The sequence below is a fragment of the Polymorphobacter sp. PAMC 29334 genome, from assembly GCF_019431245.1.
Taxonomy (GTDB): Bacteria; Pseudomonadota; Alphaproteobacteria; order Sphingomonadales; family Sphingomonadaceae; genus Polymorphobacter_B; species Polymorphobacter_B megasporae.
In genome coordinates, this window is the sequence record NZ_CP080243.1 from 3,395,387 (window position 1) to 3,420,089 (window position 24,703).

The 24,703-nt window shown below is 67.7% G+C and carries 25 protein-coding genes; 8 read left to right on the forward strand and 17 right to left on the reverse strand.

Translation table 11 applies throughout. The annotated features are described in order from the left end of the window. Positions 1-42 precede the first annotated feature (42 nt). Both argJ and KZX46_RS19825 read left to right on the forward strand, forming a co-directional pair. Positions 43-1,269: a bifunctional glutamate N-acetyltransferase/amino-acid acetyltransferase ArgJ gene (argJ, locus tag KZX46_RS19820; RefSeq protein WP_219775383.1), complete on the forward strand. Its 1,227-nt coding sequence runs from the start codon at positions 43-45 to the stop codon at positions 1,267-1,269. Between the two features lie 29 nt (positions 1,270-1,298). Further along, on the forward strand, positions 1,299-2,195 hold the full coding sequence (locus KZX46_RS19825; RefSeq protein ID WP_219775384.1) for a glutathione S-transferase family protein: 897 nt from the start codon (positions 1,299-1,301) through the stop codon (positions 2,193-2,195). On the opposite strand, the gene trxA is transcribed toward KZX46_RS19825, so the two are convergent. The 9 genes from trxA to KZX46_RS19870 form a co-directional block, all read right to left on the reverse strand. Next, positions 2,192-2,533 (reverse strand): thioredoxin, encoded by a 342-nt coding sequence (gene trxA / locus KZX46_RS19830; protein ID WP_219775385.1) that lies wholly within the window; start codon positions 2,531-2,533, stop codon positions 2,192-2,194. The two genes, KZX46_RS19825 and trxA, sit on opposite strands and share 4 nt — an antisense overlap. Positions 2,534-2,619: 86 nt before the next feature. Beyond that, positions 2,620-5,997: a double-strand break repair helicase AddA gene (gene addA, locus KZX46_RS19835; protein ID WP_219775386.1), complete on the reverse strand. Its 3,378-nt coding sequence runs from the start codon at positions 5,995-5,997 to the stop codon at positions 2,620-2,622. Further along, entirely contained in the window at positions 5,994-8,942 is a 2,949-nt protein-coding gene (gene addB, locus KZX46_RS19840; RefSeq protein ID WP_219775387.1) for a double-strand break repair protein AddB, read from the reverse strand. Before addB ends, addA begins: the two co-directional genes overlap by 4 nt. Continuing rightward, on the reverse strand, positions 8,929-9,687 hold the full coding sequence (locus KZX46_RS19845) for a nucleotidyltransferase family protein (RefSeq protein WP_219775388.1): 759 nt from the start codon (positions 9,685-9,687) through the stop codon (positions 8,929-8,931). Before KZX46_RS19845 ends, addB begins: the two co-directional genes overlap by 14 nt. After that, positions 9,684-10,661 (reverse strand): aminoglycoside phosphotransferase family protein, encoded by a 978-nt coding sequence (locus KZX46_RS19850; protein WP_219777111.1) that lies wholly within the window; start codon positions 10,659-10,661, stop codon positions 9,684-9,686. Before KZX46_RS19850 ends, KZX46_RS19845 begins: the two co-directional genes overlap by 4 nt. After that, complete coding sequence (tsaE, locus tag KZX46_RS19855; protein ID WP_226896069.1) at positions 10,658-11,107, reverse strand: tRNA (adenosine(37)-N6)-threonylcarbamoyltransferase complex ATPase subunit type 1 TsaE; 450 nt, start codon at positions 11,105-11,107, stop codon at positions 10,658-10,660. The genes KZX46_RS19850 and tsaE overlap by 4 nt, the downstream gene beginning before the upstream one ends. Continuing rightward, entirely contained in the window at positions 11,104-11,589 is a 486-nt protein-coding gene (locus KZX46_RS19860; protein WP_219775389.1) for a hypothetical protein, read from the reverse strand. Before KZX46_RS19860 ends, tsaE begins: the two co-directional genes overlap by 4 nt. A gap of 39 nt (positions 11,590-11,628) precedes the next feature. Then, positions 11,629-13,038 (reverse strand): adenosylhomocysteinase, encoded by a 1,410-nt coding sequence (gene ahcY / locus KZX46_RS19865; protein WP_219775390.1) that lies wholly within the window; start codon positions 13,036-13,038, stop codon positions 11,629-11,631. Between the two features lie 106 nt (positions 13,039-13,144). Further along, positions 13,145-13,543, reverse strand: a complete 399-nt coding sequence (locus tag KZX46_RS19870; protein WP_219775391.1) for a metallopeptidase family protein — start codon at positions 13,541-13,543, stop codon at positions 13,145-13,147. A 46-nt stretch (positions 13,544-13,589) separates the two neighbouring features. On the opposite strand from KZX46_RS19870, the gene KZX46_RS19875 reads away from it, so the two are divergent. Continuing rightward, entirely contained in the window at positions 13,590-13,865 is a 276-nt protein-coding gene (locus KZX46_RS19875; protein WP_219775392.1) for a 4a-hydroxytetrahydrobiopterin dehydratase, read from the forward strand. A 134-nt stretch (positions 13,866-13,999) separates the two neighbouring features. Here KZX46_RS19875 and KZX46_RS19880 read toward each other — a convergent pair whose 3' ends face one another. The 6 genes from KZX46_RS19880 to mutM form a co-directional block, all read right to left on the reverse strand. Further along, positions 14,000-14,176, reverse strand: a complete 177-nt coding sequence (locus tag KZX46_RS19880) for a YegP family protein (RefSeq protein WP_219775393.1) — start codon at positions 14,174-14,176, stop codon at positions 14,000-14,002. A 68-nt stretch (positions 14,177-14,244) separates the two neighbouring features. Further along, positions 14,245-15,123, reverse strand: coding sequence for an SIMPL domain-containing protein (locus KZX46_RS19885; RefSeq protein ID WP_219775394.1), 879 nt, complete (start codon positions 15,121-15,123; stop codon positions 14,245-14,247). After that, entirely contained in the window at positions 15,120-15,899 is a 780-nt protein-coding gene (locus KZX46_RS19890; RefSeq protein WP_219775395.1) for an SDR family NAD(P)-dependent oxidoreductase, read from the reverse strand. Before KZX46_RS19890 ends, KZX46_RS19885 begins: the two co-directional genes overlap by 4 nt. 81 nt (positions 15,900-15,980) lie before the next feature. Beyond that, positions 15,981-17,354 carry a chromosomal replication initiator protein DnaA gene (gene dnaA, locus KZX46_RS19895; RefSeq protein ID WP_216708877.1) on the reverse strand — a complete coding sequence of 458 codons (1,374 nt, stop codon included), beginning with the start codon at positions 17,352-17,354 and terminating at the stop codon, positions 15,981-15,983. Between the two features lie 465 nt (positions 17,355-17,819). Continuing rightward, a complete protein-coding gene (gene rpsT / locus KZX46_RS19900; protein WP_219775396.1) occupies positions 17,820-18,083 on the reverse strand; it encodes a 30S ribosomal protein S20 in 264 nt (87 codons plus the stop codon). 89 nt (positions 18,084-18,172) lie between these two features. Beyond that, complete coding sequence (mutM, locus tag KZX46_RS19905; RefSeq protein WP_219775397.1) at positions 18,173-18,988, reverse strand: bifunctional DNA-formamidopyrimidine glycosylase/DNA-(apurinic or apyrimidinic site) lyase; 816 nt, start codon at positions 18,986-18,988, stop codon at positions 18,173-18,175. 56 nt (positions 18,989-19,044) lie between these two features. Here mutM and KZX46_RS19910 point away from each other — a divergent pair, with 56 nt between their 5' ends. Continuing rightward, the gene (locus KZX46_RS19910; RefSeq protein ID WP_219775398.1) at positions 19,045-19,776 is read left to right on the forward strand and encodes a class I SAM-dependent methyltransferase; all 732 of its coding nucleotides are present in this window, start codon (positions 19,045-19,047) and stop codon (positions 19,774-19,776) included. After that, on the forward strand, positions 19,773-21,338 hold the full coding sequence (gene ubiB / locus KZX46_RS19915; protein ID WP_219775399.1) for a 2-polyprenylphenol 6-hydroxylase: 1,566 nt from the start codon (positions 19,773-19,775) through the stop codon (positions 21,336-21,338). Before KZX46_RS19910 ends, ubiB begins: the two co-directional genes overlap by 4 nt. Here ubiB and KZX46_RS19920 read toward each other — a convergent pair. After that, the gene (locus tag KZX46_RS19920) at positions 21,335-22,381 is read right to left on the reverse strand and encodes a sensor histidine kinase (protein ID WP_219775400.1); all 1,047 of its coding nucleotides are present in this window, start codon (positions 22,379-22,381) and stop codon (positions 21,335-21,337) included. The genes ubiB and KZX46_RS19920 overlap by 4 nt on opposite strands. 18 nt (positions 22,382-22,399) lie before the next feature. Further along, the gene (locus KZX46_RS23535) at positions 22,400-22,567 is read right to left on the reverse strand and encodes a NepR family anti-sigma factor (RefSeq protein ID WP_216708501.1); all 168 of its coding nucleotides are present in this window, start codon (positions 22,565-22,567) and stop codon (positions 22,400-22,402) included. A 150-nt stretch (positions 22,568-22,717) separates the two neighbouring features. Here KZX46_RS23535 and KZX46_RS19930 point away from each other — a divergent pair, with 150 nt between their 5' ends. Genes KZX46_RS19930 through KZX46_RS19940 form a run of 3 tightly spaced genes read left to right on the forward strand, consistent with a single transcriptional unit; the run spans position 22,718 to position 24,503 of the window. Beyond that, positions 22,718-23,515, forward strand: coding sequence for a response regulator (locus KZX46_RS19930; RefSeq protein WP_216708500.1), 798 nt, complete (start codon positions 22,718-22,720; stop codon positions 23,513-23,515). Positions 23,516-23,527: 12 nt separating this feature from the next. Beyond that, positions 23,528-23,680, forward strand: coding sequence for a hypothetical protein (locus KZX46_RS19935; protein ID WP_216708499.1), 153 nt, complete (start codon positions 23,528-23,530; stop codon positions 23,678-23,680). A 37-nt stretch (positions 23,681-23,717) separates the two neighbouring features. Beyond that, the gene (locus KZX46_RS19940) at positions 23,718-24,503 is read left to right on the forward strand and encodes a sigma-70 family RNA polymerase sigma factor (RefSeq protein WP_226896070.1); all 786 of its coding nucleotides are present in this window, start codon (positions 23,718-23,720) and stop codon (positions 24,501-24,503) included. The last annotated feature ends 200 nt before the right edge of the window (positions 24,504-24,703 follow it).

Here is a 24,703-nt window from a genome sequence, read left to right on the forward strand (position 1 = left end):
GCACTTGTCTCCCCGCTCGCAGGTCAGCAAAGCGGGCAGGCCATGTCAACGATCTCCCCCCTCGCCCGCCCCTTCCCCGCGATGCCGCCGGTCGCAGGTGTCCGCATCGGCACCGCGACGGCGGGGTACAAGGCGTGGACGCGCGCCGACATCACGCTGGTCGAGTTCGCTCCCGGCACCACGGTCGCGGGGGTGACGACGAAGTCGAAGTGCCCGTCACCCGAGGTCGACTGGTGCCGCGCGGCGTTGACCGGGGGCAGCGCTCGCGCGCTGGTGGTAAACGCCGGCAATTCCAACGCCTTCACCGGCCGGTCGGGGCGCGAAGCCAGCCAAGCGCAGGTCGACCGCGCGGCCGCGCTGGTCGGCTGCACCTCGGGCGAGGTCTTCGCCGCGTCGACCGGAGTCATCGGCGTGCCCCTCCCCGCCGACAAGGCGACCGCCGGGGTTGCGGCGGCGTACGCGGCACTGGGGTCCGCGAGCTTCGAGGACGCGACCCACGCGATCGGCACGACCGACACCTTCGCCAAGGGCGCAACCGCGACCGCGTTCATCGGCGCGACGCGAGTCACCGTCTGCGGCATCGTCAAGGGATCGGGGATGATCGCCCCCGACATGGCGACGATGCTCGGCTTCATCTTCACCGACGCGAGCGTCGCCGCACCGCTGCTCCAGACGATGTTGAGCGCGGCTACCGAGCAGACTTTCAACGCGATCACCGTCGACAGCGACACCTCGACGTCGGACACCGTCCTCGCCTTCGCCACCGGCGCGGCGGGCAATGCGCCGATCTCCGCCGTCGACGATCCGGGAGCCGATGGCTTCGCCGCCGCGCTGACCGACGTCTGCCGCCAGCTCGCGCAACTCGTCGTCCGCGACGGTGAAGGCGCGACCAAGTTCGTCACCGTCACCGTCGAAGGCGCCGAGGACGACCGCGCCGCGAAGGTCGTCGCAATGAGCATCGCCAACTCGCCGCTGGTCAAGACCGCGATCGCCGGTGGCGACGCCAACTGGGGGCGCGTCGTCATGGCGGTCGGCAAGGCAGGCGAGGCCGCCGACCGCGACCGGCTCGACATCAGCTTCGGCCCGACGCTGGTGGCGACACGCGGCGCGGTCGTCGACGGTTATGACGAGGCCCCGGTCGCGCGCCATCTGAGCGGGACCGAGATCGAGATCGGCGTCGACCTCCACCTTGGGCAGGGCCGCGCCCGGGTGTGGACGTGCGACCTGACCCACGGCTACATCAGCATCAACGGCGACTACCGCAGCTAAGACGGGGCCTGCCAAAGGGGAGAGCGCGCGTGACGATCGTCCTGCATCATTACGAGACGTCGCCGTTCAGCGAGGTTCTGCGGCTCGCGCTCGGGCTCAAGAATGCCGATTACTGGTCGGTGATCATCCCCAACATCGCGCCGAAGCCGCTGCTAACACCGCTGACCGGCGGGTATCGCAAGACCCCCGTTCTCCAGATCGACGCCGATATCTATTGCGACACGTGGATCGCGGCACAGGCGATCGAGGCGCTGCCGGGGCCGACGTTGTATCCCGAACCGCTCGGCCGTGCTGGCGACTTTATCGCTGCGACGGCGGGCGGCCCGATGTTCTTCGCCGCGGTCGGCGCAGCGATGGCCCCGATCGCCCACAAGATTCCCGACGCCTTCTGGGCCGACCGCGCGGCGCTGTTCGGCCTGTCGCGCGACCTCGTCAAAGCGCGCGCCCCGCATAGTCGGGCACAGTTCACGGCGGGCATCGCGCGGCTCGACGACAGCCTCGCAGGTCGCGATTTCATCGGTGGCGACGCGCCGGGCTACGCCGACTTCGCGCTTTACATGCTGGCGTGGTTCCAGCGCCGCTTCAACCCCGCCGCGCCGATCCTCGACCCCTATGCAAACGTTAACGCGTGGGAAGCGCGGGTCAAGGCAATCGGTCACGGCAACCCGCATATGTCCGACGCGCAGGATGCACTCGCGATGGCGCACGGCGCGACCCCCGACCTGAGCGAGGCGGTCGACGCTGCGTCGGGGTTCCGCGCGGGTCAGCCGGTGACCGTAGCAACCGAGGACCCGGGGGCCGACAAGGTCGAGGGTAAGTTGCTCAGGCTATCCGACCGCGAAATCGTGATCCGCCGCGACGATCCCGATGCCCGGACCGTCGCGGTGCATTTCCCGCGGCTGGGACAGGTGTTGCGTCCGGCTTAAGCCGCCTTCGTCGCGTCGTCGCCGAGCTCACCCTCGAGCCAGCTTTTGAGGTGCGACTTCGGCGCGGCACCGACCTTGGTCGCGACCGCGTTGCCGTCCTTGAAGAGGATCATCGTCGGGATGCCGCGGACGCCGTAGCGGGTGGGGGCATCGGGGTTCTCGTCGATGTTGAGCTTGACGATGTCGACGCCGGCGAGTTCGTCGTTGATCTCCTCGAGCGCGGGACCGATCTGGCGGCACGGACCACACCACTCGGCCCAGAAATCGACGAGGACCGGGCGGCCCGAGGTGATGACGTCGCTGTGGAACGAGGCGTCGGTAACGTGCTTGGTGGCCATGATCTGCTCCTGATAACGGGATCGAAGGTAAGCGCCGATCGCTCCGCGTTCAACTCGCATGCCGCCCAAGCGTTTCTTGGGGGTGATCAACCAGGCGCGTGAGCCGCGAGCAGCGCCGCGGGCAGTTCGATCAACGTTGCGTCGTGGGTATAAAGCAGCGCCGCCTCGAGCGCCTTGTCAGGAAATATCCGCGCCAATGCCGCCGCATAGGCCGCCATCTGGCGGAGGTGGTACGGCACGACCGACGCGGCATCGCCGGGAACCCGCGCCCCGGTCTTAAAGTCGATCACCTGAACGCTGTCCGGCCCGACGAGCAGCCGGTCGACAGTGCCGGCGATAACGATGTCGCCGACCGTCGCCGCGATCGGCGCTTCGGCAAGCGCATCGGGGCCAAACAGCGCTGCAAATCGAGGAGCAGCGATGATATCGAGCGCGCACGCGGCGATGCCGTCGCGCTTGGCGGCGGGCAGATCGGGAGCGGCACGCGCGAGCCATGCCGCCGCGACCCCGGTGCGAGCCTCCGCCGCAACCCCCGGCAGCCGCTCGAACAAGGTGTGCAGCAGCTGCCCGCGTCGCGCCGCCGCCTTCGCCGCCGGTCCGGGAGGCGGCTGGGCGACATCGTCGGCGGCGATCGCCGATGGGCTGAGCGGACGCGGCGGGCGCGCCTCAGGAGCGGCGGGCGACGTCGCCCAATCAGGAAGCACGATCTTCGCCGGAACATGCACGGCGCGCGGTTCGGGGGTCACCGTCGTCCCCGCGCGATGGACCCGCGCCGAGCCCCAGATCGGGTCGGCATCCTCGGCGAGCGGCATGTTCGCGGTCATCGCGCGGTCGACCGCCGCGTACCAGCTGTCAGGCGGCACTTCGGAGGGCTTGTCGCCTCGCGGCTTGGCGAGAGCGCCGCCGATGAACAGCAGGTCCTCGGCCCGGGTCAGCGCGACGTAGAGCAGCCGCCAATGCTCGGCGGTCGAGGCAGCAGCGCGCGCGTCGGCCTCGGCGGCGATGATCCCGACCTTGCCCGCCTTGCCGCCGTGGAACACCGGCACCGGCTCCGAGCCGTCGAGCGCGAGCATGACATGGCCGTCGCGGTCGCGCGGAAGTTCCTTGGTCGCGTCGGCGAGGACGACGACCGGGGCCTGCAACCCCTTCGCACCGTGGACAGTCATGATCCGCACCGCGTCGACGGGGGCGTCGGGATCGCGCTTGAGGTCGATATCGTCGGCCTCGATCCAGCTGAGGAAGCCCTGCAGCGATGGCGCGTTCGCCGTCTCGAACGCGAGCGCCTGGCCGAGCAGTGCCGCGATCTGGTCGCGCGCCTCCGCCCCCAGACGACCGAGCAGCCGCCTGCGCCCCTGCAACGGCCCCGACAGGATCGTCTCGAGGAACTCGTACGGCGGCGCGAAATCGGCGAGGCCGAGCGCCGCCGACAGAAACTCACTCGCCGCGCCGCCAGCATCGCGGACCGCCGACCACAAGGTCCCCCGGCGCGGATGCGCGAGCGTGAACAAATCGTCCTGGCTCATCCCGACGAACGGCGAGGTCAGCAGCGCGGCGCACGTCAGGTCGTCGTCGGGCTGGAGCGCGAAGCGGATCACCGCGAGCAAATCCTGCACCGCCAGCGGCGCGGTCAGCCGGAGCCGGTCGACCCCCGCGACCGGCACCCCGAAGTCGTGGAGCGCGGCGACGAGCGCGCCGACGAACTCACCGCGGCTGCGAACCAGCACGAGAATGTCCTCGGGGCGGCACGCACGCCCGCGCGCCGGCAGGTCGAGCGCGGTCGCGGGATTGAGCCAAGCCGCGATCTGGCGCGCGAGCTTGTGCGCCATCAGCACCTGCGCGGCGGGAAGCCACGGCGCGTCATCATCGACGACTTCCTCGTCGGCCTCGGGGACCAGCGGCGGCCAAAGCGTCACGCTGCCGATCGCGTCGGCGCGGTGCGCGGCGTGGGGAAGCACCCCTTCGTTCATGCCGAGCGCCTCGGGGCCGAGGTCGTCGATCACCGCGTTGACGACCTCGAGCACCGCTGGCGTCGAGCGGAACGAAAGCGTCATCGGCAGGTCGCTCCAACCGAGCCCGGCGTCCTCGGCCTTCGCCTTGAAATGCCCCTGCCGCCCCTCGAATATCTTCGGGTCCGACCCCTGGAAGCTGAAGATCGCCTGCTTGAAGTCGCCGACGACGAACAGCGTCCGCTGCACGTCCCGCGCGCCCTCCCCGTCGAAGAATTCGTCGGTCAACGCCTCGACGATGTCCCACTGCGCCTCGTTGGTGTCCTGCGCCTCGTCGACGAGCAGGTGGTCGATCCGCCGGTCGAGCTTGTAGCGGACCCACGCGCTCGCGCCGTCGCCCTTAAGCAGCGCCGCCGCGCGCGCGATCATGTCGTCGTAGTCGATCACCCCGGCGCGGTGCTTGTGGAGCGCATACGCCCCGCCGAGCCGCGCGCCGACGCGCAGGTGGCGCGCGGCGTTGGCGACCGCAGACAACAGCCGCTGAGTCTCAGCGAGCACCGTAATTTGCGCGCATAGGTAATTGGCCAATTCGATATCGCGAGGATCGGCCTTTTTGCCGCCCGGAACGAGGACCTTCCGACGTTCACCGTCAGCCTTGTGGAAAACTGATCGCAGTCGATCAAAATGCTCGACTTGTGCTGATACCGAGGTGTCGAGCCACCACAGCATAGTATCAGCTGACTCGAGCGAGGTCTGACCCCCATGCTCTTGATACACATGCGCAAGCCGCAGCAGTCCAATTCGCAGAGTTTTGCTGAACCCATTAGCTAGCACCTCCGCCGGGCTCCCCTCCCCCGGCAGCCCGAAGGCGCGGCGCAGCTTCGGCTCGAAACCCTGCGGGTTGCCCAGCGCCGCAATCGCATCGTGATGCGCGATCAGCGTCGCCGCGATCGTCGCCAGCCGCGCCTCACCGCTGGCGATCGCCATTGCCGCGACGTCGGCGAGAAACTCGTCGTCGTCGGCCTGCTCGATCGACTCGGCGAGGACCTGTCCGCGCAATGCCAGCGCCGAGCGATCGTCGAGCGCCGCGAACCCCGGGGCGATCCCCGCCTCGAGCGGAAAGCTCGCGAGCAGCGACTGGGCGAAGCCGTGGATCGTCTGGACCTGCAGCCCGCCCTTCGCGTCGAGCACGCGCGCGAACAATTGGCGCGCCCGCGCACACGTCTCGGGGTCGGTATCGGCGCGGATCGCGGCAAGGTCGGACTTGAGCTCGTTGTCCCCCGCCGCGACCCATGAGCTCAACCGGTCGAAGATGCGCGTCTGCATCTCCGCCGCGCCGGCCTTGGTGAAGGTCAGCGCGAGGATGCGCTCGGGCGGCGACCCGCCAAGCAGCAGCCGCAGCACGCGCGCGGTCAGCACCTGCGTCTTGCCGGTTCCCGCCGACGCCGACATCCACGCGCTTCCCGCCGGCGACGCGCCATCGGCCTGGACGGGGAGGAGGTGCTGCAGCCCCCTCATGCGACGTCCGCCATCTTCGGCCGCCCGAGCCATTCGAGGACGCGGGCGAGCTGGTCGTAGTCGTTGCCCTTGGCATATTCGGGGTGGAGCTTGGCGGTGAACGCCCCTTCCCCGAGCAGCATGTCGTCGCACAATTTGTGGAAATGCGCCTTGGTCGCGGCAATATGGTCGACCGCCATCGTCACCTCGCTGCGGAATTTGAGCGGGTCGCTCGCCTTGCCCGGGTCGGTCCCGCCGCCGAGCTTCCAGTAGCGCATCGCCCCGACCGGCCCCTTGTCGACGCCCGCGAGCCGCCCCTCCTCGGCAAGCCAGCCAAGCAGCCCCATCTGCAGCGCGAAGCCGCCCGCGACCTGCGCGTGGCTCGGCACGACCCCGGTCTTGTAGTCGACGATCGCCAGCGCGCCGGTGTCGCTGCGGTCGACCCGGTCGGCCTTGCCGCGCAGCGTGACCCCATTCGCTAGATCGATCGAGCCATCGGCCTCGGCGGCGGCGGGACTCCAGCCCTCCGCCTCCCACGCCGCCATTGTTGTCGCGACCCAGTCCATCGCCCGCCGCACGCGCGGCGCCCAAAGCGCACGCATCAGTGGATGCCCCGACCATTTGAGCAACTCGGCCTCGGTGAAGCGCGGCAGCGTCGCGGGGTCGGCGGCGCCGCGCTTGACCCACTCCTCGAGGATTGAATGGACCGCGGTCCCGCGATCGGCGGCGCTGGCGTCGGCGTCGAGCGCGTCGAGCGCCCTCAGCCGCAGCATCGTCTGGGCGTAATAACTGTACGGATCGGCCTTGAGCCGCTCGGCAGCGGTCACCGAGATCCGCCGCGGACGCAGCGCTGCGGGCGGGGCCGGTGCCGGGCGTGTCGCCGAGACCGGTGGCGCCGCATCGAGCGCGCGGGCGAGACCGAGCAGTTCGTCGTCGGGGCGAATCGCCGCCCCGGCGAGCGCATGGAGCCGCAGCCAGAAGCGTGATGGCACCGCTGGTGCGGCCTCGTCGCGCCGAGCACGCGTCAACAGCACCTCGGGACCGCCGAGCGCCGAGACGAAATCGTGCGCGGCGAGCCCGATCCGGCGTTCGAGCGACGGCAGCGTCAGGTGGCTCCGCAGCTTGGGCGCGAGCCACGGATCGGGGACCGGGCGCACGGGCCAGATGCCTTCATTCATCCCCCCGAGGATCATCAGGTCGGCGCGCTGGAGCCGCGCCTCGAGCGTCCCATAGATCGCCAACCGCGGATGCTTGCCGAACGGCTGGCGCACCGCGGTCTCGAGCAGGAACGCCGCGATCAGCGCCGGGGCGTCGAGCGGCTCGAACGGATTGAGGTGGTGGCCGTGGGTTTCGAGCGCCTCGACCAGCCGGGCGAGCGCCCGCCCCTCGGGCCGCGCCCACAGGTCGTCGTCGCACAACGCCTGCGCCGCCTCGCGCAGCGTCGCGACAAGCTCGGCAAAACCGACGAGCGGCGTCGCGAACAGCCGTTCGAGCGGATCGAGCAGCGCCGCGACCTCGGCCCACCACGGCGACAGCCGCGCGTCCTCGGCATCGACCTGCGCTCCGGTCCCGTCGAGTCCCGGTGCCGGCCGGACGCCGCGCAACGCGAGGTCGAGCCGCCGCACCGCGTCGAGCCAGCCGAGCCGGGCGTCGCCGCGCCGGACCAGCGGATGCTTCAACACCGCGAGCAACGCTACGGGCGTGAACCCCCGCGCCGCCGCCTCGACGAGCGCAAGCAGCAGCGCCCCCGGCGGCGTCACCCGCAACGGCGTCCCCGCCGAATCGTCGACCTCGATCCCCCAGCGCGCGACATGCGCCGCGACCCGACGGGCGAGACCGCGGTCGGGGGTAACGAGCGCAGCGGTCTTGCCCGGCGTGTCGAGCGTCCGGCGCAGCGCGAGCGCGATCACCTGAGCCTCCTCTGCGGGGGTCGCCGCGATCACCGCGCGAACATTCTCGAACAGCGCCGCGTCGACCGACGTGTGCCGCCAGTCGCCTGTGAACGCCGCCGGAGCCATCGCTCGGGCGACCTCGACCGCGCGCCCGGCAGGCCCGTCGAGCGCGGTGGCGTGGCCCCAGTCGTCGACCTCGCCGCGCGCGATGTCGAGGTGGTGGAGCAGCATCTTGAGCGCAAATTGCGGATGTTCCTCACTGTTGCGCGCCGGGTCGGCGGCACCGTCGGCGTCGCTATCGGTCAGGTGGCAGCGGATCGCCCCCCACGCGTCGTCGCTCATCGCGGTGTCGAGCCCGGGGAGGACGACGATCCCCTGCGGCAGCCGCGCGATCACCCGCAGCAGCCGCGCCACCGGCGGTGCGACCCCGGCCATCCCCGCAGCGACGACGAGCCCCGGCGGGGCCGCCTTCCACCGCGCGGCGAGCGCGTCGAGCAGGGCACGGTTGCGCGTCGCCGGGTCGATCTCGCCGTGGCTTGCGAGCAGCGGCGGCCACAGGTCGAGGACGACGCGGAAGAAGGCGAGCGTCGCCTCCCAATGGTGCGCCATGTCGTCGGGGGCGAAACCGGTCAGCGCGGCGGGGTCGATCTCCTCGAACGCCAGCGCATCGAACGCCGCCGCGAGCTGGTCGGCGAGCCGCAGCGCCTCGATCGCGGTGATCGGGCTCGTGCCGTCGCGCCATCGCCGGACGAGTTGCGCGAGGAGGAGCCGTCGCTTGGTCGGATCGATCGCCGGGGGCAGGTCGGCGTCGGCGGCAAGGTCGCCGTCGAAATGCCCGAGCGCCTCGTCGGCATCGACATCGCCGATCGGCGTCATGCGCGGTAGCAGCAGCCCGCCCCCGGACAAGCGCACGAAGGCATCGCCCAGCGCCCGGACCGCACGACGGTTGGGCAGCAGCACCTGCGCCCGCGCCAGCGCCATCGGATCGCCTGCTGTCCGTTCGAGCAGTCCCGCCGCGAGCGCATCGACGAACGCGACGTGCGGCGGAATCGTGAAGACGTTAACTGTCGGCAAGGATCACTTCGGTCTCGCCGACCGACGCCGGGGTGCCGACGTGGAACCACATCCCGCCGTGGACCGCGCCGAACAGGCGGCCGTTCGCCAGCGCCTTGTCGTACACCCGGTTGAGCGAAAACGCCTCGATCGGCTCACCCTCGAACAGCCGCTTCGACAGCAGCTGGACGCCCGAGAAGACGTAGGGCGCCACGCGATGCTCGACGCGCCGCCGCAGCCGCCCCATCGGGTTCATGTAGAAATCGCCGCGCCCCTCGTAACCGCTCGCGCGCGCCAGCGGCACGAGCAATAGCAGCGCGTCCATCGTCTCGCTGTCCCATCGCTGCGCGAGCAGCTTCAGCGTGTCGATCGAGCCGTCGACCCAGAGATTGTCGCTGTTGATGACGTAGAACGGGTCGCAGTCGATCAGCGGCAGCGCCTTGGTCACACCGCCCCCGGTTTCGAGCAGGCTGCCACGCTCGTCGGAAATGACGACGTCGGGCGCGGCGCGGCTGGCGAGGTGCGCTTCGACCTGCTCGGCGAAATAGTGGACGTTGACCACCGCGCGCGCGACGCCGGCAGCGGTGAGATGGTCGAGCGCACGGTCAAGCAGCGACCGGCCCGCGACCTCGACGAGCGGCTTCGGCCGCGTCGCGGTCAGCGGCCGCATCCGCTTGCCGAGCCCGGCCGCGAGCACCATCGCCGTCGTCGGCACGATGACATCGACTGCGGGCCGCAGCGCGAGCGGGGTGCTGAACCGGCTCATGCCCATGCCTCCGCACGCGCCGCCGCCGGCACGTTGGCGTCGAACCAGTCGCGCACCGGCGCGAGCGCGGGATGGGCGAAGTTACGGTCGAGCAGCCCCCACATCCGCGGATGCCGCTCGACATATCCCTGACGGCCGTCACGGTCGCGCAGGCGAGTGAAGATGCCGAGGATCTTGGTGTTCCGCTGCGCTCCGAGGATCTCATACGCGGCGCGGAAGGCGGCGACATCGTCGATCCCTCTCGCGGCGACATAGCGCGCGATCATCCCTTCCTCGAGGTCGCGCGGCACGTCGCGGCGCGCATCCTGAAGCAGCGAGACGAGGTCGTAGGCGGGGTGACCGGCGAGCGCATCCTGGAAGTCGAGCAGGCCGAGCCCGAGCAGCCCGGGCCGGTCGAGCAGCATCAGATTGTCGGCGTGATAATCGCGCAGCGTGAGCACCGGAGCCGCGGCCGTCGCCGCGACGACCCCAGGCCACGTCGCGCGCCACGCGTTGTCGTAGCCGGTGGCCTCGGCAAGCCCGACCGCGGGCAGATACCACTCCGGGAAAAGCCGCGCTTCGCGCAGCATAACCGACTCGTCGTACGGCGGCAGCGGCGGCGCGGGCTGGACGTGAAGCGCGGCGAGCAGGTCGATTGCCTGCGCATAGGTTGCCGCTTCGCGCTCGGGCGCGGCGGCGAGTACCGGGGTCAACCGGTCGTCGCCGAAGTCCTCGAGCAGGACGAGCCCGGCGTCGAGATCGACCCCGATCGGCTGCGGCGCCGAAAAGCCCATCGCGGCGAGATGCCCGCCGACATCGAGAAACGGCCGGCTGTCTTCGGTTGCAGGCGGCGCGTCCATCAGCACCGCCGTGCGGTCGCCGTCGATGATGCGGAAGTAGCGGCGGAACGAGGCATCGCCGGCAAGCGGGCGGATTTCAGCGCCCGCCCAGCCGTTCGCCGCAAGGAATGCGGGGGCGGCGAGAGGCGGGATCATCGCTGGCGATTGGGAGGGGGAGGCCATCGCCCCTCCCATGACTTCGGGACGGTCGCTGTCAAGGTCCGCGTCGTGTTACCCGCCCCGTCGAGCCGCAAGTGAAGCGCTTCGGGCAGGCGACTGCCGAGCCGCTCGGGCCATTCGACCAGCACCGCCGCGGTGTCCCAGACGTCGTCGAGCCCGAGCGCCTCGGCCTCCTCCGCCGAGTCGAGCCGGTAGAGATCGACGTGCCAGACCGGCGGGACGGTGTCGTAAGTCTGGACGAAGGTGAACGACGGCGACGGCACCTCCCCGCTCCAGCCAAGCCCGCGCAGCACCCCCCGCGCGAACGTTGTCTTGCCCGCCCCAAGGTCGCCCGACAGGGCGACGACGTCGCCAGGGTGGAGGATTGTGGCGAGGCGTGAGGCGAGGGCTTCGAGCGCGGCCGGATCGAGCGGGCCAATCACTCTTCGGCGGCGTGGGTTGGCTTCTTTGTCGCCTCTTCGCCGAAATTAAACCCGGCATCGACGCGCATCAACTGCCGCGAGACCCGCTCGAACATCGTCGGCACCGGGTCGCCCGAAAACAAGACGTAGCGCATCAGGTTTTCGACCGCGAGCTGCTGGCGCTTGTAATGGCTGTAGATCCCGTAGGCGAGCGCGGCGACGCCGGTGATCGTCGTTTGCACGATCGCCGATTTAAAGAATTCGCGGCTGTAGCCAATGTCGCCGGTAATCACCGCCACCGATGGCCAGATCAACACCGCGAGGCCGAACATCAGGGCGACAACGAACGCGACCTTGTTAAGCAAGCCGTAGCTGCGTGCCTTGATGAACAGGTCGCAGATCATCGCGAGCCGATCGGCGTCAGCGGTCGCATGCCAACGCTTGTGGGCATAGTCGACGAGCATCCGAGCGCTCGTCTTGTTGGGGGAGAAAATGGCCGCCACGCGATCGATCCTAGACCGGACGCGCGGCGGCGACAAAGCTTAGTAGCGGTAGTGATCCGGCTTGAACGGCCCCTCGACCGGAACGCCGATATAGCCCGCCTGCTTCGACGTCAGCTTGGTCAGCTTGACGCCAAGCTTGTCTAGGTGGAGCGCGGCGACCTTTTCGTCGAGGTGCTTGGGCAGGACGTAGACATCGTTCTTATACTGCTCGGGGCGGGTATAGAGTTCGATTTGCGCCAGCGTCTGGTTGGTGAAGCTCGCCGACATGACGAAGCTCGGGTGGCCGGTCGCGTTGCCGAGATTGACCAGGCGACCCTTCGACAGAATGATGATCTGCTTGCCGTCGGGAAACTCAACGAGGTCGACCTGCGGCTTCACCTCGGTCCACTTGTAGTTCGACAGCGCCGCAATCTGGATCTCGCTGTCGAAGTGGCCGATGTTGCAGACGATCGCCATGTTCTTCATGCCCGCCATGTGCTCGGCGGTGATTACATCGGCGTTCCCGGTTGCGGTGACGAAGATGTCGGAGCGGGTGACCGCCTCCTCCATCGTCACGACCTCGAAGCCCTCCATCGCCGCCTGCAATGCGCAGATCGGGTCGACTTCGGTAACGAGGACGCGCGCGCCGCCGTTACGGAGCGACTGGGCCGACCCCTTGCCGACATCGCCGAAGCCGGCGACGGTCGCGACCTTGCCCGCGAGCATAACGTCGGTGCCGCGGCGGATCGCGTCGACCAGCGACTCCTTGCAGCCATACAGGTTGTCGAACTTCGACTTGGTCACGCTATCGTTGACGTTGATCGCGGGGAACGGCAGTTCGCCCTTCTTGGCGATTGCGTACAGGCGATGGACGCCGGTGGTTGTTTCCTCCGACACGCCCTTGATGGTCTTGACGGTCTCGGTGAGATAGCCGGGACGCGCGGCGATGTACGCCTTGAGCGCGCGCTGCATCTCGATCTCTTCCTCGTTCTCGGGCTCGGGCATCGTCGCGCCCGCTTCGAGCTTCGCGCCCCACAGCGCGAACATCGTGGCGTCGCCGCCGTCGTCGAGGATCATGTTGCAGGTGGCATCGCCCCAGTCGAAGATGCGGCCGACATAGTCCCAATAATCGGCGAGGCTCTCGCCCTTGATCGCGAACACCGGCACGCCCGACGCGGCGATCGCGGCGGCGGCATGGTCCTGCGTCGAATAGATATTGCACGTCGCCCAGCGGACTTCGGCACCAAGCGCGGTCAGCGTCTCGATCAGCACCGCGGTCTGAATCGTCATGTGGAGCGACCCGGTGATGCGCGCGCCGGTCAGCGGCTTGGTCGTGCCGAACTCTTCGCGCAGCGACATCAGGCCGGGCATTTCGGTCTCGGCGATGTCGATCTCGCGGCGGCCGAAGCCGGCGAGGGCGATGTCGGCGATAACATAGTCGTGTAAGGCGTCGATCGGCTGGGTGGCCATGCTGTATGCTCCGAAAGGGTTGGCGTGGCCCTACCGGGGACCTGCCGCCGGAGCAAGTATAAAGATATCCTTATATGCCGAACGGGAACGGCCGGCCGCGCAAACGTCAGTCGAGATCGGCCTCGATCCGCTCCATGTCGTCGTCGCTCAAGCCGAAGTGGTGGCCGACCTCGTGGACCAGAACGTGCGTCACCAGGGCATCGAGCGCCTCGCCCGATTCGCACCATTCGTCGAGCAAAGGGCGGCGATAGAGAAAGATGATGTCCGGAAGCGCACCGGTCGGCTCGTCGCCCTTCATCCCGACATGGCGGCCCTGATAGAGGCCGAGGATGTCGAACTCGGTCTCGAGCCCCATTTCGCGGATAACGTCGGCGTCGGGGAAATCCTCGATCCGCAGCAGCATCGGGCCGAGCCAGTCGCGAAACTGGTCGGGCAGCCGCTCGATCGCGGCCTGCGCCAGCGCATCGATATCGGCGAGGCTCGGCGGGGTTTGACCTTGGCGCATGGTGGTCGGCATAGGCGAGGCAACGCCGTTCGCCAAGGAACCCGACATGATCCCCAGACTGATCGACGCCGAAATCGCGCTCGCGCTGGTCGGCTTGCCGGGCTGGAACCGCGACGGCGATCATATCGTCCGCGCGTACAAATTCGCCGACTTCACCCACGCCTTCGCGTTCATGACGCGCGTCGCCCTGCTCGCCGAAAAGGCCGATCACCACCCCGAATGGTCTAACGTCTACAACAAGGTCGAGGTGCGGCTGACGACTCACGACGCGGGCGGGCTGACGCAGCGCGACATCGATCTCGCGATTGCGATCGATGGGTAAGGCAGCGAGATCTAGACGGGAAACGACCTTCCGTTTGCCGGCTAAATCTTGACTCGCCCTAGCGCGGCCGGCGGGTCGGGCGGCTCCTTGCGCCCGAACCCGTCCGACGGCGCGGCTTTGCCGCGACGTGCCTCCTAGCTGACGTCCTCGGTCGGCGCGGTCGGCCCGTTCCTCTTGATCGACTCGATTGCATTCATCGCCGACGCCTTCGATGAATAGCCCTCGGTCGAGAACATGACCTCGCTGTTATATTTGAAGCGGACGCGGAACTCGCCCGCCTTATCCTTGTAGACCTCGAACTTGTGCGCCATCGCTGGTCCTCCTGTCGAAGGGCGTCAAGGTCGCCCGGCACGCCCGTCGGGTCAAGCGCCGTGCAGCGTCAAGGCAGCAGCGCGTAGACGACACACGCCGTTGCCTGAAGCCGCTCCATCGGCGGTTGCAGCGTTATCTGGACGGCCTCGGCCGCCTGATCGAGCGACGGCGCGGGCGGCGGGGGTGGAGGCGGCGCGGGTGCCGCCATCATCATCCGCCCCGATACTCTGATGTCATTCGGCCGCTCGACATCGGTCGGCTGCGATCCGCCAACGTAGCTCGGCCAGCCGGCAAACACCTGCGTCTGGCAGACGCCGCCGCTCGGATCGACGATCTTGGGTGCACCCAGCCGCCCGCCGCTCGCCTCGACCGACAGCCGCGCGCGGTGCAGCGCGTCCTTCGCCGCCTCGCCCTGCAGCCACGTCTTGGTCGCGTTATCAGGCTCCAGCGAGAAATAGACTTGCGCAATCGAGGTCGGCTTCGCCGCGACGACGGTACGGTAAGCGCGTTCGAGCACCGCCATGTCGCGCACCGCGACCGACAGGACCGCAGTCACCTCGTAGCGGTCGATCTTGTCGGCACGCTCGTTGTCGACGAGCTTCCCGTCCTTCTCGCGGTACTGATCGTAGAGCGGGCGAGTGCGGAAGGTGGTCGTCAAATGAACGCGCTCGGCACCGAGCGCCCGGAGGCTCTGGTCGAGTTCACGGACACGCTTCGCCGCGGCATTGCTCGCCGCCGTCACGTCGTGCTCGACCGCGCTGAACTGGGCGCTGAAGCTGGCGCGATTTGCCGGCACCTCGGTCCGGACTTCGCCGAGCGACGCGACGACCGGTTCGCGCATCCACCACGGCGCGGGAACGAAGCGCTGGCCGAGCTCGGCAGGCGGCAACTGTGCCAGCGCCGGGCCGCCGATCAGCAGCGCGGCGGCGACCAGCGCGCATTTCATCGCGGCGCCATGCGGATCGCGCCGTCGAGGCGGACGTCCTCGCCGTTGAAGTATGAGTTGCGGCACATTTCGAGCGCGAGGCTCGCATATTCAGAGGCGTGGCCGAGCCGCTTGGGGAACGGCACCGACGCTGCGAGCGCGTCCTTCACCTTGTCGGGGGCGCCCTGCATCAGCGGCGTGTTGAAGATGCCCGGCAGGATCGTGTTGACGCGAATCCCTTCGCTCATCAGGTCGCGCGCGATCGGCAGCGTCATGCCGACGACCCCACCCTTCGAGGCGCTATACGCCGCCTGCCCCATCTGGCCGTCCTCGGCCGCGACGCTCGCGGTGTTGACGATGCAGCCGCGCTCGCCGTCGCCCATCGGCTCGAGCGTCAGCATTCCCGCAGCCGCCTTGGCGATGCAGCGGAAGGTGCCGATCAAATTGATCTGGATGATCATGTTGAAGGCGTCGAGCGGGAAGTGCTTGATCTCACCGGTCTCGCGGCTCCGGCTCGCGGTCTTGGCGGCGTTGCCGGTCCCGGCGCAATTGATCAGGATGCGCTCCTGCCCGTGCGCCGCGCGGGCGCGGGCGAAGCCGGCGTCGACGTCAGCGTCGCTCGTCACATCGACCTTGCAGAAGACGCCGCCGAGTTCGACCGCAACCGCCTCGCCTTTTGCGGCGTCGCGGTCGAAGATCGCAACCTTGACCCCCGCCGCGGCGAGCGCGCGTGCCGTCGCTTCGCCAAGTCCGCTCGCGCCGCCGGTAACGACCGCAGCGCATCCATCGAGTTGCATATTTTCTCTCCCCAGAGGTTCGCGCTGTCTATGCCCGGCTCATGCGCCGGGTGCCAGCCCCTGAGGTCCTGACCTGCAGGATCAGCCGTCGAGCATCCGGCTGAGCTGGGTGACATCGGCGTCGAGTTCGCGGTCGGCGGCGCGCAGCTCGTCGATCCGCTTGACCGCGTGCATGACCGTCGTGTGGTCGCGGTTACCGAAGCGCCGCCCGATCTCGGGCAGCGAACGCGGCGTCAGCCGCTTGGCGAGGTACATCGCGACCTGCCGCGGGCGCGCGATCTCGCGGGCACGGCGGGCGGACAGCAGGTCGGTCATCTTGACGTGATAATAGTCGGCGACCCGGCGCTGGATCTCCTCGATCGTCACCTTCTTCTCGTGCGACCGCAACAGGTCGGCGAGCGTCTCACGGGTAAAGTCGATCGTCACCGGCTTGCCCACGAGGCGCGCGTAGGCGATCGTCCGGTTGAGTGCGCCTTCGAGCTCGCGGACGTTCGACGTGATTTTGCGCGCGAGGAAGTCGATCACCTCGTCGGGCACCGTCAGCGTCGGACCGAGCTGGTCCTTGAGCCCGGCGACCTTGGCGTGGAGGATGTTCAGGCGCAGCTCGTAATCGGCGGCATTGATATCCGCGACAAGGCCCCACGCCATCCGGCTGAGGATGCGGTCCTGAATGCCCTCGAGGTTCTGCGGGCTGCGGTCCGACGTGATCACCAGCCGCTTACCCGCGCTGATGATCTCGTTCATCGTGTGGAAGAATTCTTCCTGCGTCGATTCTTTGCCGGCGATGAACTGAACGTCGTCGATCATCAGCAGGTCGACCGAGCGCAGCCGCTGCTTGAAGCTGATCGTGTCCTTGGCGCGGAGCGCGGCGAGGAAGTCGACCATGAACTTCTCGGCCGATAGATATGCGACCTTGGCGTTCGGATCGCGGGCGCGCAGCTCGCCGCCGATCGCGTGCATTAAATGGGTCTTGCCGAGCCCGGTCGTGCCGTGGAGGAACAACGGGTTGAAGCTGATCGGGCCGCCGTCGGCCAGCGTCTTCGCGGCGTTGTACGCGAGTTCGTTCGACTTGCCGACGACGAAGCTGTCGAAGCTGTAGCGCGGCTCAAGCGGGAGACCGATGCACGCGGGGGCAGCGAGCGGTGCTGCTGCTTCAGCAACCGCTGCAACCTGCGGCTCGACGAGCTTCATCGACGGCACCACGGTCAAAACGACGTGGCGGATCGCCGGCATCTGCATAGCCCACAGCGTCCGCAGCCGATCAAGGAAGTGGTTGCTGATCCAGTCGGCAAGGAAGTGAGTCGGCACGGCGAGTCGGACTGCGTCGTCGTCGACCCCGGCGAGTGTCAGCGGACTGAGCCAATTGTCGAACGACCGGGCACCGCATTCATGGCGCAAGGCGGCGCGAATCATGTCCCACGCGCGGTCCAGTTCGACACCAGCGGGCTTGGGCATATGGTCGTCCAATGCTGCCGAATAGGTCCAATTCGTCGCCATGAAGCTCCGCTCATCCTCCCCACCGGCACCATTTGGCGACCGGGTTGCGTGTGTTGCGGACATGCCTTCGCCCCCCGCCGGAAATGTGTTTCAACACATTCTCGGCGACCCGAATCGCAACCCTGATTTTGGGACAGTCCCCGTCCGGCGTCACTGCCGATAGGGGCTACTAACCACCCCCGCCGACCACGATCAAGGGTCGAAAATTCTCGTTTTCGCTAATAAATCCGTTGACACGGAAACACGCCAAAAAGGCTGCAAAGCGGCCAAACGACTGTATTTGAATGACAGGGCGATGACACCCGCATGACAGGCGAGTCGTACGAATACGGACAAGTCACTGTCGGAAAACACAACAAAGCCGCCCGACTCGGGCGGCTGTGATGTCACATGACAGCGGCGGATTTCCCCGCCGCTACGGGATCAGCCAAGCGCCTTGACGCGCTTTGCCAGCCGCGAGATTTTCCGCGCAACGGTGTTCTTGTGCATGACGCCCTTGGCGACGCCGCGCATCAGTTCGGGCTGCGCTGCAAGCAGGGCGGCCTTGGCCGATTCGGCGGTGCCGCCGTCGATCGCCGACTCAACCTTCTTGACGAAGGTACGGATGCGGCTGACGCGCGCCTTGTTAATCTCGGCGCGGCGATCGTTGCGGCGGATGCGCTTTTCGGCCTGGGGGGTATTCGCCATGGTCTTGCCTTCAAAATCCTGGTCGGCAGGCGCATTGCGGCCCCGCCGGGAGAGCGCGCCTGTTATAGGCGTGCGCCGCGAAGGTCAAGCTAACGCTGGCGATGGCGGCAGAAGAAGGTCGATCGCCCGCCCTGGACGATCCGCTCGACGATGCCGCGGCCGTCCGGGCAAGCCTCTCCCTCGCGGCCATAGACGCAGAACGACTTTTGGAAATAGCCGAGCGTGCCGTCGACCTGGACATGGTCGCGCAGGCTCGATCCCCCCGCCGCGATCGCCGCGTTGAGCGTCGTGTGGATCGCGGGAACGAGTGCCTTGAGCTTTGCCGCCGACACGCTGCCGGCGGGCCGCGCCGGGTCGATGCCCGCGATATACAGCGCCTCGCACGCATAGATGTTGCCGAGCCCGGCGATGATGCGCTGGTCGAGGAGGAGCGGCTTGATCGGCGCAATTCGCCCGGCGAACGCGGCCTTGAGATAGGCAGACGTCAGGCCCGGACCGAGCGGCTCAGGCCCGAGCGCGACGAACGCCGGGTACACCGCGACCTCGGCGGTCGGCACGAGGTCGAGCGAGCCGAAGCGCCGCGCATCGTTGAACGCCACCCTATGCCCGTCGCCGGTGGTGAAGACGGCATGGTCGTGCTTGCCGATCTCCGCCGGGTCGAGCCGCATCCGCCCCGACATGCCGAGGTGGAAGATCAGCGTGTCGTCGCGGTCGGTCGCGATCAGCCCGTATTTGGCGCGGCGCTCGATGCCGGTGATGACCGCGCCGGTCAGGCGCTGCACCAGCCCCTCGGGGAACAGGCGGCGCAGACCGTCGCGGTGAAGCTCGACGCGGGCGAGCCGCTGGCCGACGAGGACCGGGCGCAGGCCGCGAACGACGGTTTCGACTTCGGGGAGTTCGGGCATCGACGCGGCATATGGCGCGTTTGCCGCGGTGCCAACCCTCGGCTACGAACGCGGCCATGAACGATATGGTCAGCTACGGCTTCGAGGACGTCACCCCGAGCGAAAAGACGCGGCGCGTCACCAGCGTCTTCGAGCGCGTGGCGAAGCGCTACGACATCATGAACGACCTGATGTCGGGCGGCCTCCATCGCGGCTGGAAGGACGAATTCGTCCGCATGGTCAAGCCGCGCGCGGGTGAGGCAATCCTCGACATGGCGGGCGGCACCGGCGACATCGCCTTCCGGCTGGCGGCTAAGGGCGCGAGCGTCACCGTCGCCGACATAAACCCGGCGATGCTCGACGTCGGGCGCGAGCGCGCGGCGAAGCGGAGCATCGACGGCCTTTCGTGGGGTGAGGAGAATGCCGAGACGCTAAGCTTCGCCGATGCTAGCTTCGACGCGTACACGATCGCGTTCGGCATCCGGAACGTCACCGACATCCCCGCCGCGCTGCGGTCGGCGCATCGCGTCCTGAAATACGGCGGGCGCTTTTTCTGCCTCGAATTCTCGACGACCGAGTGGCCGGGATTCGGCGCGGTCTATGACGCCTATTCGCACCGCGTCGTGCCGCAGATCGGCAAGTACGTCGCCAAGGACGAGGAGGCGTACCGCTACCTCGTCGAAAGCATCCGCCGCTTCCCGCCGATGACCGAGTTCGCCGCAATGATCGCCGCCGCCGGGTTCACCCGCGTCGCGACACGACCGATTCTCGGCGGGCTAGTGGCAATCCATAGCGGCTGGAAGGCGTGACCTCGACCGTCGTCCACGCAGGCCGGTTGCTGCGCTGGGGACGAATTCTGGCGAGCCACGGGGCGTTGCGCGAGATCGAGGTCAGCCCGCTTGCGCCGCCAATGTTACGGCGGGTCGCGCGGATCGCGCGAATCGGTACTGGTGCGCCCAAGGTGCCCGACTACGCCGGCGCATTTGCCGCGCTTGGACCGGCGGCGATCAAACTAGGCCAGGCGCTAGCGACGCGCCCCGATTTCATTGGCATGGCGGCGGCCGCCGACCTCGCGCGGCTCCAAGACGCCTTGCCCCCGGTCGCGTTTGCACGGGTCGAGAAGACCCTCGACGCCGACTTCGGCGCGCCTTGGTCGACCCTGTTTACCTCGATCGATCCGGTGTCGGTCGGCGCGGCGTCGATCGCGCAAGTCCATCGCGCGGTGACGACCGATGGGCGCGACGTCGCGGTCAAGATTCTCCGCCCCGACATCGAGACCGAGGTCGCACGCGCGATCGACACGTATGAATGGGCGGCGGCGCGGCTCGAGCGCCAGGGCGGCGAGTTCGGCCGGCTGCGCCCTCGCGCGATCATCGCGAGCTTTAAGGCGTGGACCTTGGCCGAGCTCGACCTGCGGCGCGAGGCGGCGTCGGCGTCGGAGCTCAAGGCGGCGATGGCGGCAGAACCCGATTTTGTCGTGCCGGGGATCGACTGGGCGCGAACCACGCGGCGGGTGCTGACGATCGACTGGATCGACGGCGTCAAGCTGTCGAACCGTTCCGCCGTCGACGCGCTCGACGTCGACCGCCGCGCGCTCGCGGGGACGATGGTGCGGAGTTTTCTGCGACAGGCGATCGCCGACGGTTTTTTCCATGCCGACATGCATCAGGGCAATCTGTTCATTCTACCGGGCGTTGACGGGCACCCGGCGCGGATCGGGGTGATCGACTTCGGCATCATGGGGCGGCTCGACCGGCGCGCGCGGGTCTATCTCGCCGAAATCCTGTACGGGCTGCTGACCGGCAATTATCGCCGCGTCGCCGAAATCCATTTCGAGGCGGGCTATGTTCCGCCGCACCACGACATCGGTGAATTCGCCACGGCGCTGCGGGCCGTCGGCGAGCCGATCCGCGGGTTGGCGGCGCGCGACATCTCGATCGCCAACCTGCTCGACGGGCTGTTCGCGATCACCCGCAGCTTCGACATGGCAGTCCAGCCGCACCTCCTGCTGCTCCAGAAGACGATGGTGATGGTCGAGGGCGTCGCGCTGACGCTCGATCCCGACGTCAATATGTGGGAGGTCGCCGAACCCTTCGTCCGCGAGTGGATGAAGGGCGAGCTTGGTCCGCTATCGCGCGGGGCCGATGCGCTCGTCCTCGGGATGCGCGCACTGTCGCAACTGCCACGGGTGTTCCGTCAGCTCGTTGCACGCGTGCCGATCGAGGGCGCCGCTCCCGCAGGGCCGCAGCTTCCCGAATTGGATGTCCCCGAGATCGCGGTCCGCGCACGCTTGATGCCGGGCCGGTGGCTGGGCGTGCCGCTGGTGGCAGTGGGGATCGCCATTGGTGTCGCCGCGAAGGCGTTCTTTTAAGCGACGCCCGAGTTAGGGGCCGGCGGCACGGCGAATTCGATATTATAGCTGCAGTCGCCCGGATCGTGGCTTAGCGGAGCACGCATCTGACGCGCCATGCCGGTGATGATCCGGACCGCGGGGGTCGCGCGGTCGACGAGAGCATCGTCGCAGAAAATCGCGGACTTGATCGACAGAGTTGCGAAGCCGTCGGCGATCGACCGCGCCTGGATCACCGCTTCCGCCGCCTTGGGCAGGCTCAGCCGCGCGGCCAGCGCGATGAGTTCGGTAATCAGGAACGCGACCGGAACCGCGGTGTCCTGCGCGACGACGATGCGGTCGACGTCGACCTTGATTCGCGGAGTAATACCCTCGGTCACGGCGATATTCTGTTCGAGCGCGGCCGACAGGTCGGTCGCCAGCGCGCGCAGGTCGACCCCGTGCGCTGCCTCGCCATCGTACATCCAACGGTGAACGAGCGCGAGCGCGCCGACCCGTGCCTGAATCGCCGAGTAAGCGCGGCCGACCTCGCTGCTCGTCGTTTCGCGCGCCTGCAGCGATAACAGGCTGGCGACGATCTGGAGGTTGTTCTTGACGCGGTGATGGACCTCGCGGGTCAACCGCTTCTGCTCGTCGAGCGCGCTGAGCATCGCGGCGTCGTGACGCGCGCTGTCGTTTGCCAGCCGGTCGAATGCGGCCGCGAGCGCGGTCATCTCGGCACTGAGATAATCGGTCGAGCCGATCCGGATTGTCGTCTCACCGGCGGTATAGCGTTCGACCGCCGCGCGCATCCGCGTCAACGGCTTGACGAGCAGCCGGTCAGCAACGAGCCAGCCGATCAACAGCGCCGCGAGCCACATCGTCAACGGCAAGGCGAGGCCGACCCAACGGCTGGCCGACACTTGTCCTGAATGGAACAGCAAGGCACGATACGCCGAAAGGGTGACGAAGGTCGCGAGCGCCCCCAGCGGCAGCAATGCCGCAGTCAACGCAACGATGACCTTCACCGACAGCGGCCATTCGTGGAGCTGGCGCACCAGCACTCTCGTCGCCGATCCCGTCATGCTCCGATCATCCAAAACCTAGCCAAGTCTGCGCAACAAATCCTCGAACGCCTGTGGCATCGGTTCGGCGGCAGCTTCGTCAAAAATTTGCCGCAGACGTGATCCGATTGCCTCAGCACGCTCTGTTGCCGGATGCGGACGGTCATGTGGGACGAGGGGTTGGGGGTCTGGCACTGCGGACGTCACTGTGAGCAGATCCCTAACGAACTGCGGATCGTGTATCGACTATCGTTACAAACCGGAAACAAAAAAGCGGTCCATCTGTTCGTTAGCCGTGCAAGCGTCTAAGGCACGTTCCAACCGTGCGGAACATACTGTTTTAATAAGGGACCCTCGATGTCGCTAGCTTCGGAAATTGCGCCACACCTGCCGTATCTCCGCCGTTACGCCCGTGCCTTGACCGGAAGCCAGAGCCACGGCGACGCTTTTGTCCGCGCGGCGCTTGAGGCGATTGTCAGCGCACCGGCCGATTTTCCGCGGGACGTCGATGCCCGGCTGGGCCTTTACAAGACGTTCCACGCGATCTGGTCGACGGCGAATGTCGATGTTGCCCCCGAGCCGACCACTGCCGCAGCCTTCGAGCGGGTCGCTCAGGACAGGCTCGCCGCGATCACGCCGCTGTCGCGCCAGGCTCTGCTGCTCACCGCGATGGAAGGCTTCACCAACGACGACGCCGCGTATCTGATCGACGCGACGCCTGCGGATGTCGCGAGCCTCGTCGCGGAGGCGCTTGCCGAAATCGACCGCCAGACCGCAACGCGCGTCCTCATCATCGAAGATGAGCCGATCATCGCGATGGACCTCGAATCGATCGTCCACGATCTTGGCCACGACGTCACCGGCGTCGCCGTCACCCGCGACGAAGCCGTCGCGCTGGCGAAGTCGGTCAAGCCCGGCCTCGTCCTCGCCGACATCCAGCTCGCCGACGCCAGCTCGGGGATCGACGCGGTCAAGGATATCCTCGCCGAATTCAGCGTGCCGGTGATCTTCATCACCGCCTTCCCCGAGCGCCTGCTGACCGGCGAGCGCCCCGAGCCGACCTTCCTCATCACCAAGCCGTTCCAGCGGTCGACGGTCAAGGCGGCGATCGCGCAGGCGCTGTTCTTTAATTCCACCGCCAGCTTCACGTCGTAAGAGAGGCTCGTGATGGAACCCAGCCAGAAGCCCGAAGAGCCGATCGTCCAGACCACGACCGAGTCGCGCGCCGGATCGAAGACGGTCGCCAACCGCAACGTGATGTTCATTTCGCTGGCGGTGGTGGTTATTGCATTTATCGCGCTGTTGCTCATTTATCGCTGACGGCGAGACGAAATCGCGCGCGATCCGGAGACGTTTTATGACCTATGTTGCCGGTAAGGCGCGCAACGCTACGCGCACGAAGGCCGCCGCGCCTGTGGTGCATTCCGATGCGGTACGAGATATCGGATCGTATTTGCGCACAGCCTTCGCCGACGCCGCCGATGCCGAACTTCCGCCGTTGTTCGCCGACCTGCTGGCGAAGCTTGGCGAGGGTGAAGAAAAGGCGGTCTACGTTCGTCCCGAGGCGCTGTCGGACGGCGACTTCAAAACCCAGCTCGCGCAGGTCATCCCGCACTTACGCGCCTTCGGCCGCTCGCTGTCGGGCAGCCGCGATCTCGCCGATGATCTTGTGCAGGAGACTTTGCTCAAGGCGTGGGCGGCGCGCGACCGCTTTCAGGCGGGCACCAATATGCGCGCGTGGACTTTCATCATCCTGCGCAATCTATTTCTCAGCCAGATGCGGCGTGCCCGCTTCAAGGGGGAGTGGGACGATTTCACTGCTGATCGGCTCCTCGCAATGCCGGCCGGTCAGGACCGCCAGATCGATTTGTCCGACCTCCAGCGCGGGCTCCTTCAGCTCCCGCAGGCGCAGCGTGAGGCGCTGATCCTAGTCGGTGCGGGCGGCTTTGCCTATGAGGAAGCGGCATCGATCTGCAACTGCGCGGTCGGCACGATCAAGAGCCGCGTCGCCCGTGGACGTGCCGCGCTTGAGATCATCCTCAATGAGGGTCTGCTGCCGTCGCGCCGTCTCGACGCGCCGACTGAAGGCGTATCGCCGCTCAACCAGATCATGGGCCAGGTCGACAGCCTCGCGCGGGGGTAGTTAGCGAAGATCGACGATCGGTTCGAGGACGCCGAGGTCATACGCTTGCCGTCCAGGACGGCGGCACGCCCATCATACGCCGATCGCCGCGCATCTTGTCCATCGCTGCGTCACGCAAGTGTTGTCATGCCATTCGATGCAGGCAAAGGCGACCGTCTCATCGGCGGTCGCCTACACCGCCCGATGAGGTCGGTTGTCGT

Coding starts and splice junctions, on each gene's coding strand:
- argJ (WP_219775383.1), top strand. CDS start 43: ATGTCAACGATCTCCCCCCTCGCCCGCCCCTTCCCCGCGATGCCGCCG.
- trxA (WP_219775385.1), bottom strand. CDS start 2,533: ATGGCCACCAAGCACGTTACCGACGCCTCGTTCCACAGCGACGTCATC.
- addA (WP_219775386.1), bottom strand. CDS start 5,997: ATGAGGGGGCTGCAGCACCTCCTCCCCGTCCAGGCCGATGGCGCGTCG.
- KZX46_RS19845 (WP_219775388.1), bottom strand. CDS start 9,687: ATGAGCCGGTTCAGCACCCCGCTCGCGCTGCGGCCCGCAGTCGATGTC.
- KZX46_RS19850 (WP_219777111.1), bottom strand. CDS start 10,661: ATGATCCCGCCTCTCGCCGCCCCCGCATTCCTTGCGGCGAACGGCTGG.
- ahcY (WP_219775390.1), bottom strand. CDS start 13,038: ATGGCCACCCAGCCGATCGACGCCTTACACGACTATGTTATCGCCGAC.
- KZX46_RS19870 (WP_219775391.1), bottom strand. CDS start 13,543: ATGCGCCAAGGTCAAACCCCGCCGAGCCTCGCCGATATCGATGCGCTG.
- KZX46_RS19875 (WP_219775392.1), top strand. CDS start 13,590: ATGATCCCCAGACTGATCGACGCCGAAATCGCGCTCGCGCTGGTCGGC.
- KZX46_RS19880 (WP_219775393.1), bottom strand. CDS start 14,176: ATGGCGCACAAGTTCGAGGTCTACAAGGATAAGGCGGGCGAGTTCCGC.
- KZX46_RS19885 (WP_219775394.1), bottom strand. CDS start 15,123: ATGAAATGCGCGCTGGTCGCCGCCGCGCTGCTGATCGGCGGCCCGGCG.
- KZX46_RS19890 (WP_219775395.1), bottom strand. CDS start 15,899: ATGCAACTCGATGGATGCGCTGCGGTCGTTACCGGCGGCGCGAGCGGA.
- dnaA (WP_216708877.1), bottom strand. CDS start 17,354: ATGCCCAAGCCCGCTGGTGTCGAACTGGACCGCGCGTGGGACATGATT.
- rpsT (WP_219775396.1), bottom strand. CDS start 18,083: ATGGCGAATACCCCCCAGGCCGAAAAGCGCATCCGCCGCAACGATCGC.
- mutM (WP_219775397.1), bottom strand. CDS start 18,988: ATGCCCGAACTCCCCGAAGTCGAAACCGTCGTTCGCGGCCTGCGCCCG.
- KZX46_RS19910 (WP_219775398.1), top strand. CDS start 19,045: ATGAACGATATGGTCAGCTACGGCTTCGAGGACGTCACCCCGAGCGAA.
- KZX46_RS19920 (WP_219775400.1), bottom strand. CDS start 22,381: ATGACGGGATCGGCGACGAGAGTGCTGGTGCGCCAGCTCCACGAATGG.
- KZX46_RS19930 (WP_216708500.1), top strand. CDS start 22,718: ATGTCGCTAGCTTCGGAAATTGCGCCACACCTGCCGTATCTCCGCCGT.
- KZX46_RS19935 (WP_216708499.1), top strand. CDS start 23,528: ATGGAACCCAGCCAGAAGCCCGAAGAGCCGATCGTCCAGACCACGACC.
- KZX46_RS19940 (WP_226896070.1), top strand. CDS start 23,718: ATGACCTATGTTGCCGGTAAGGCGCGCAACGCTACGCGCACGAAGGCC.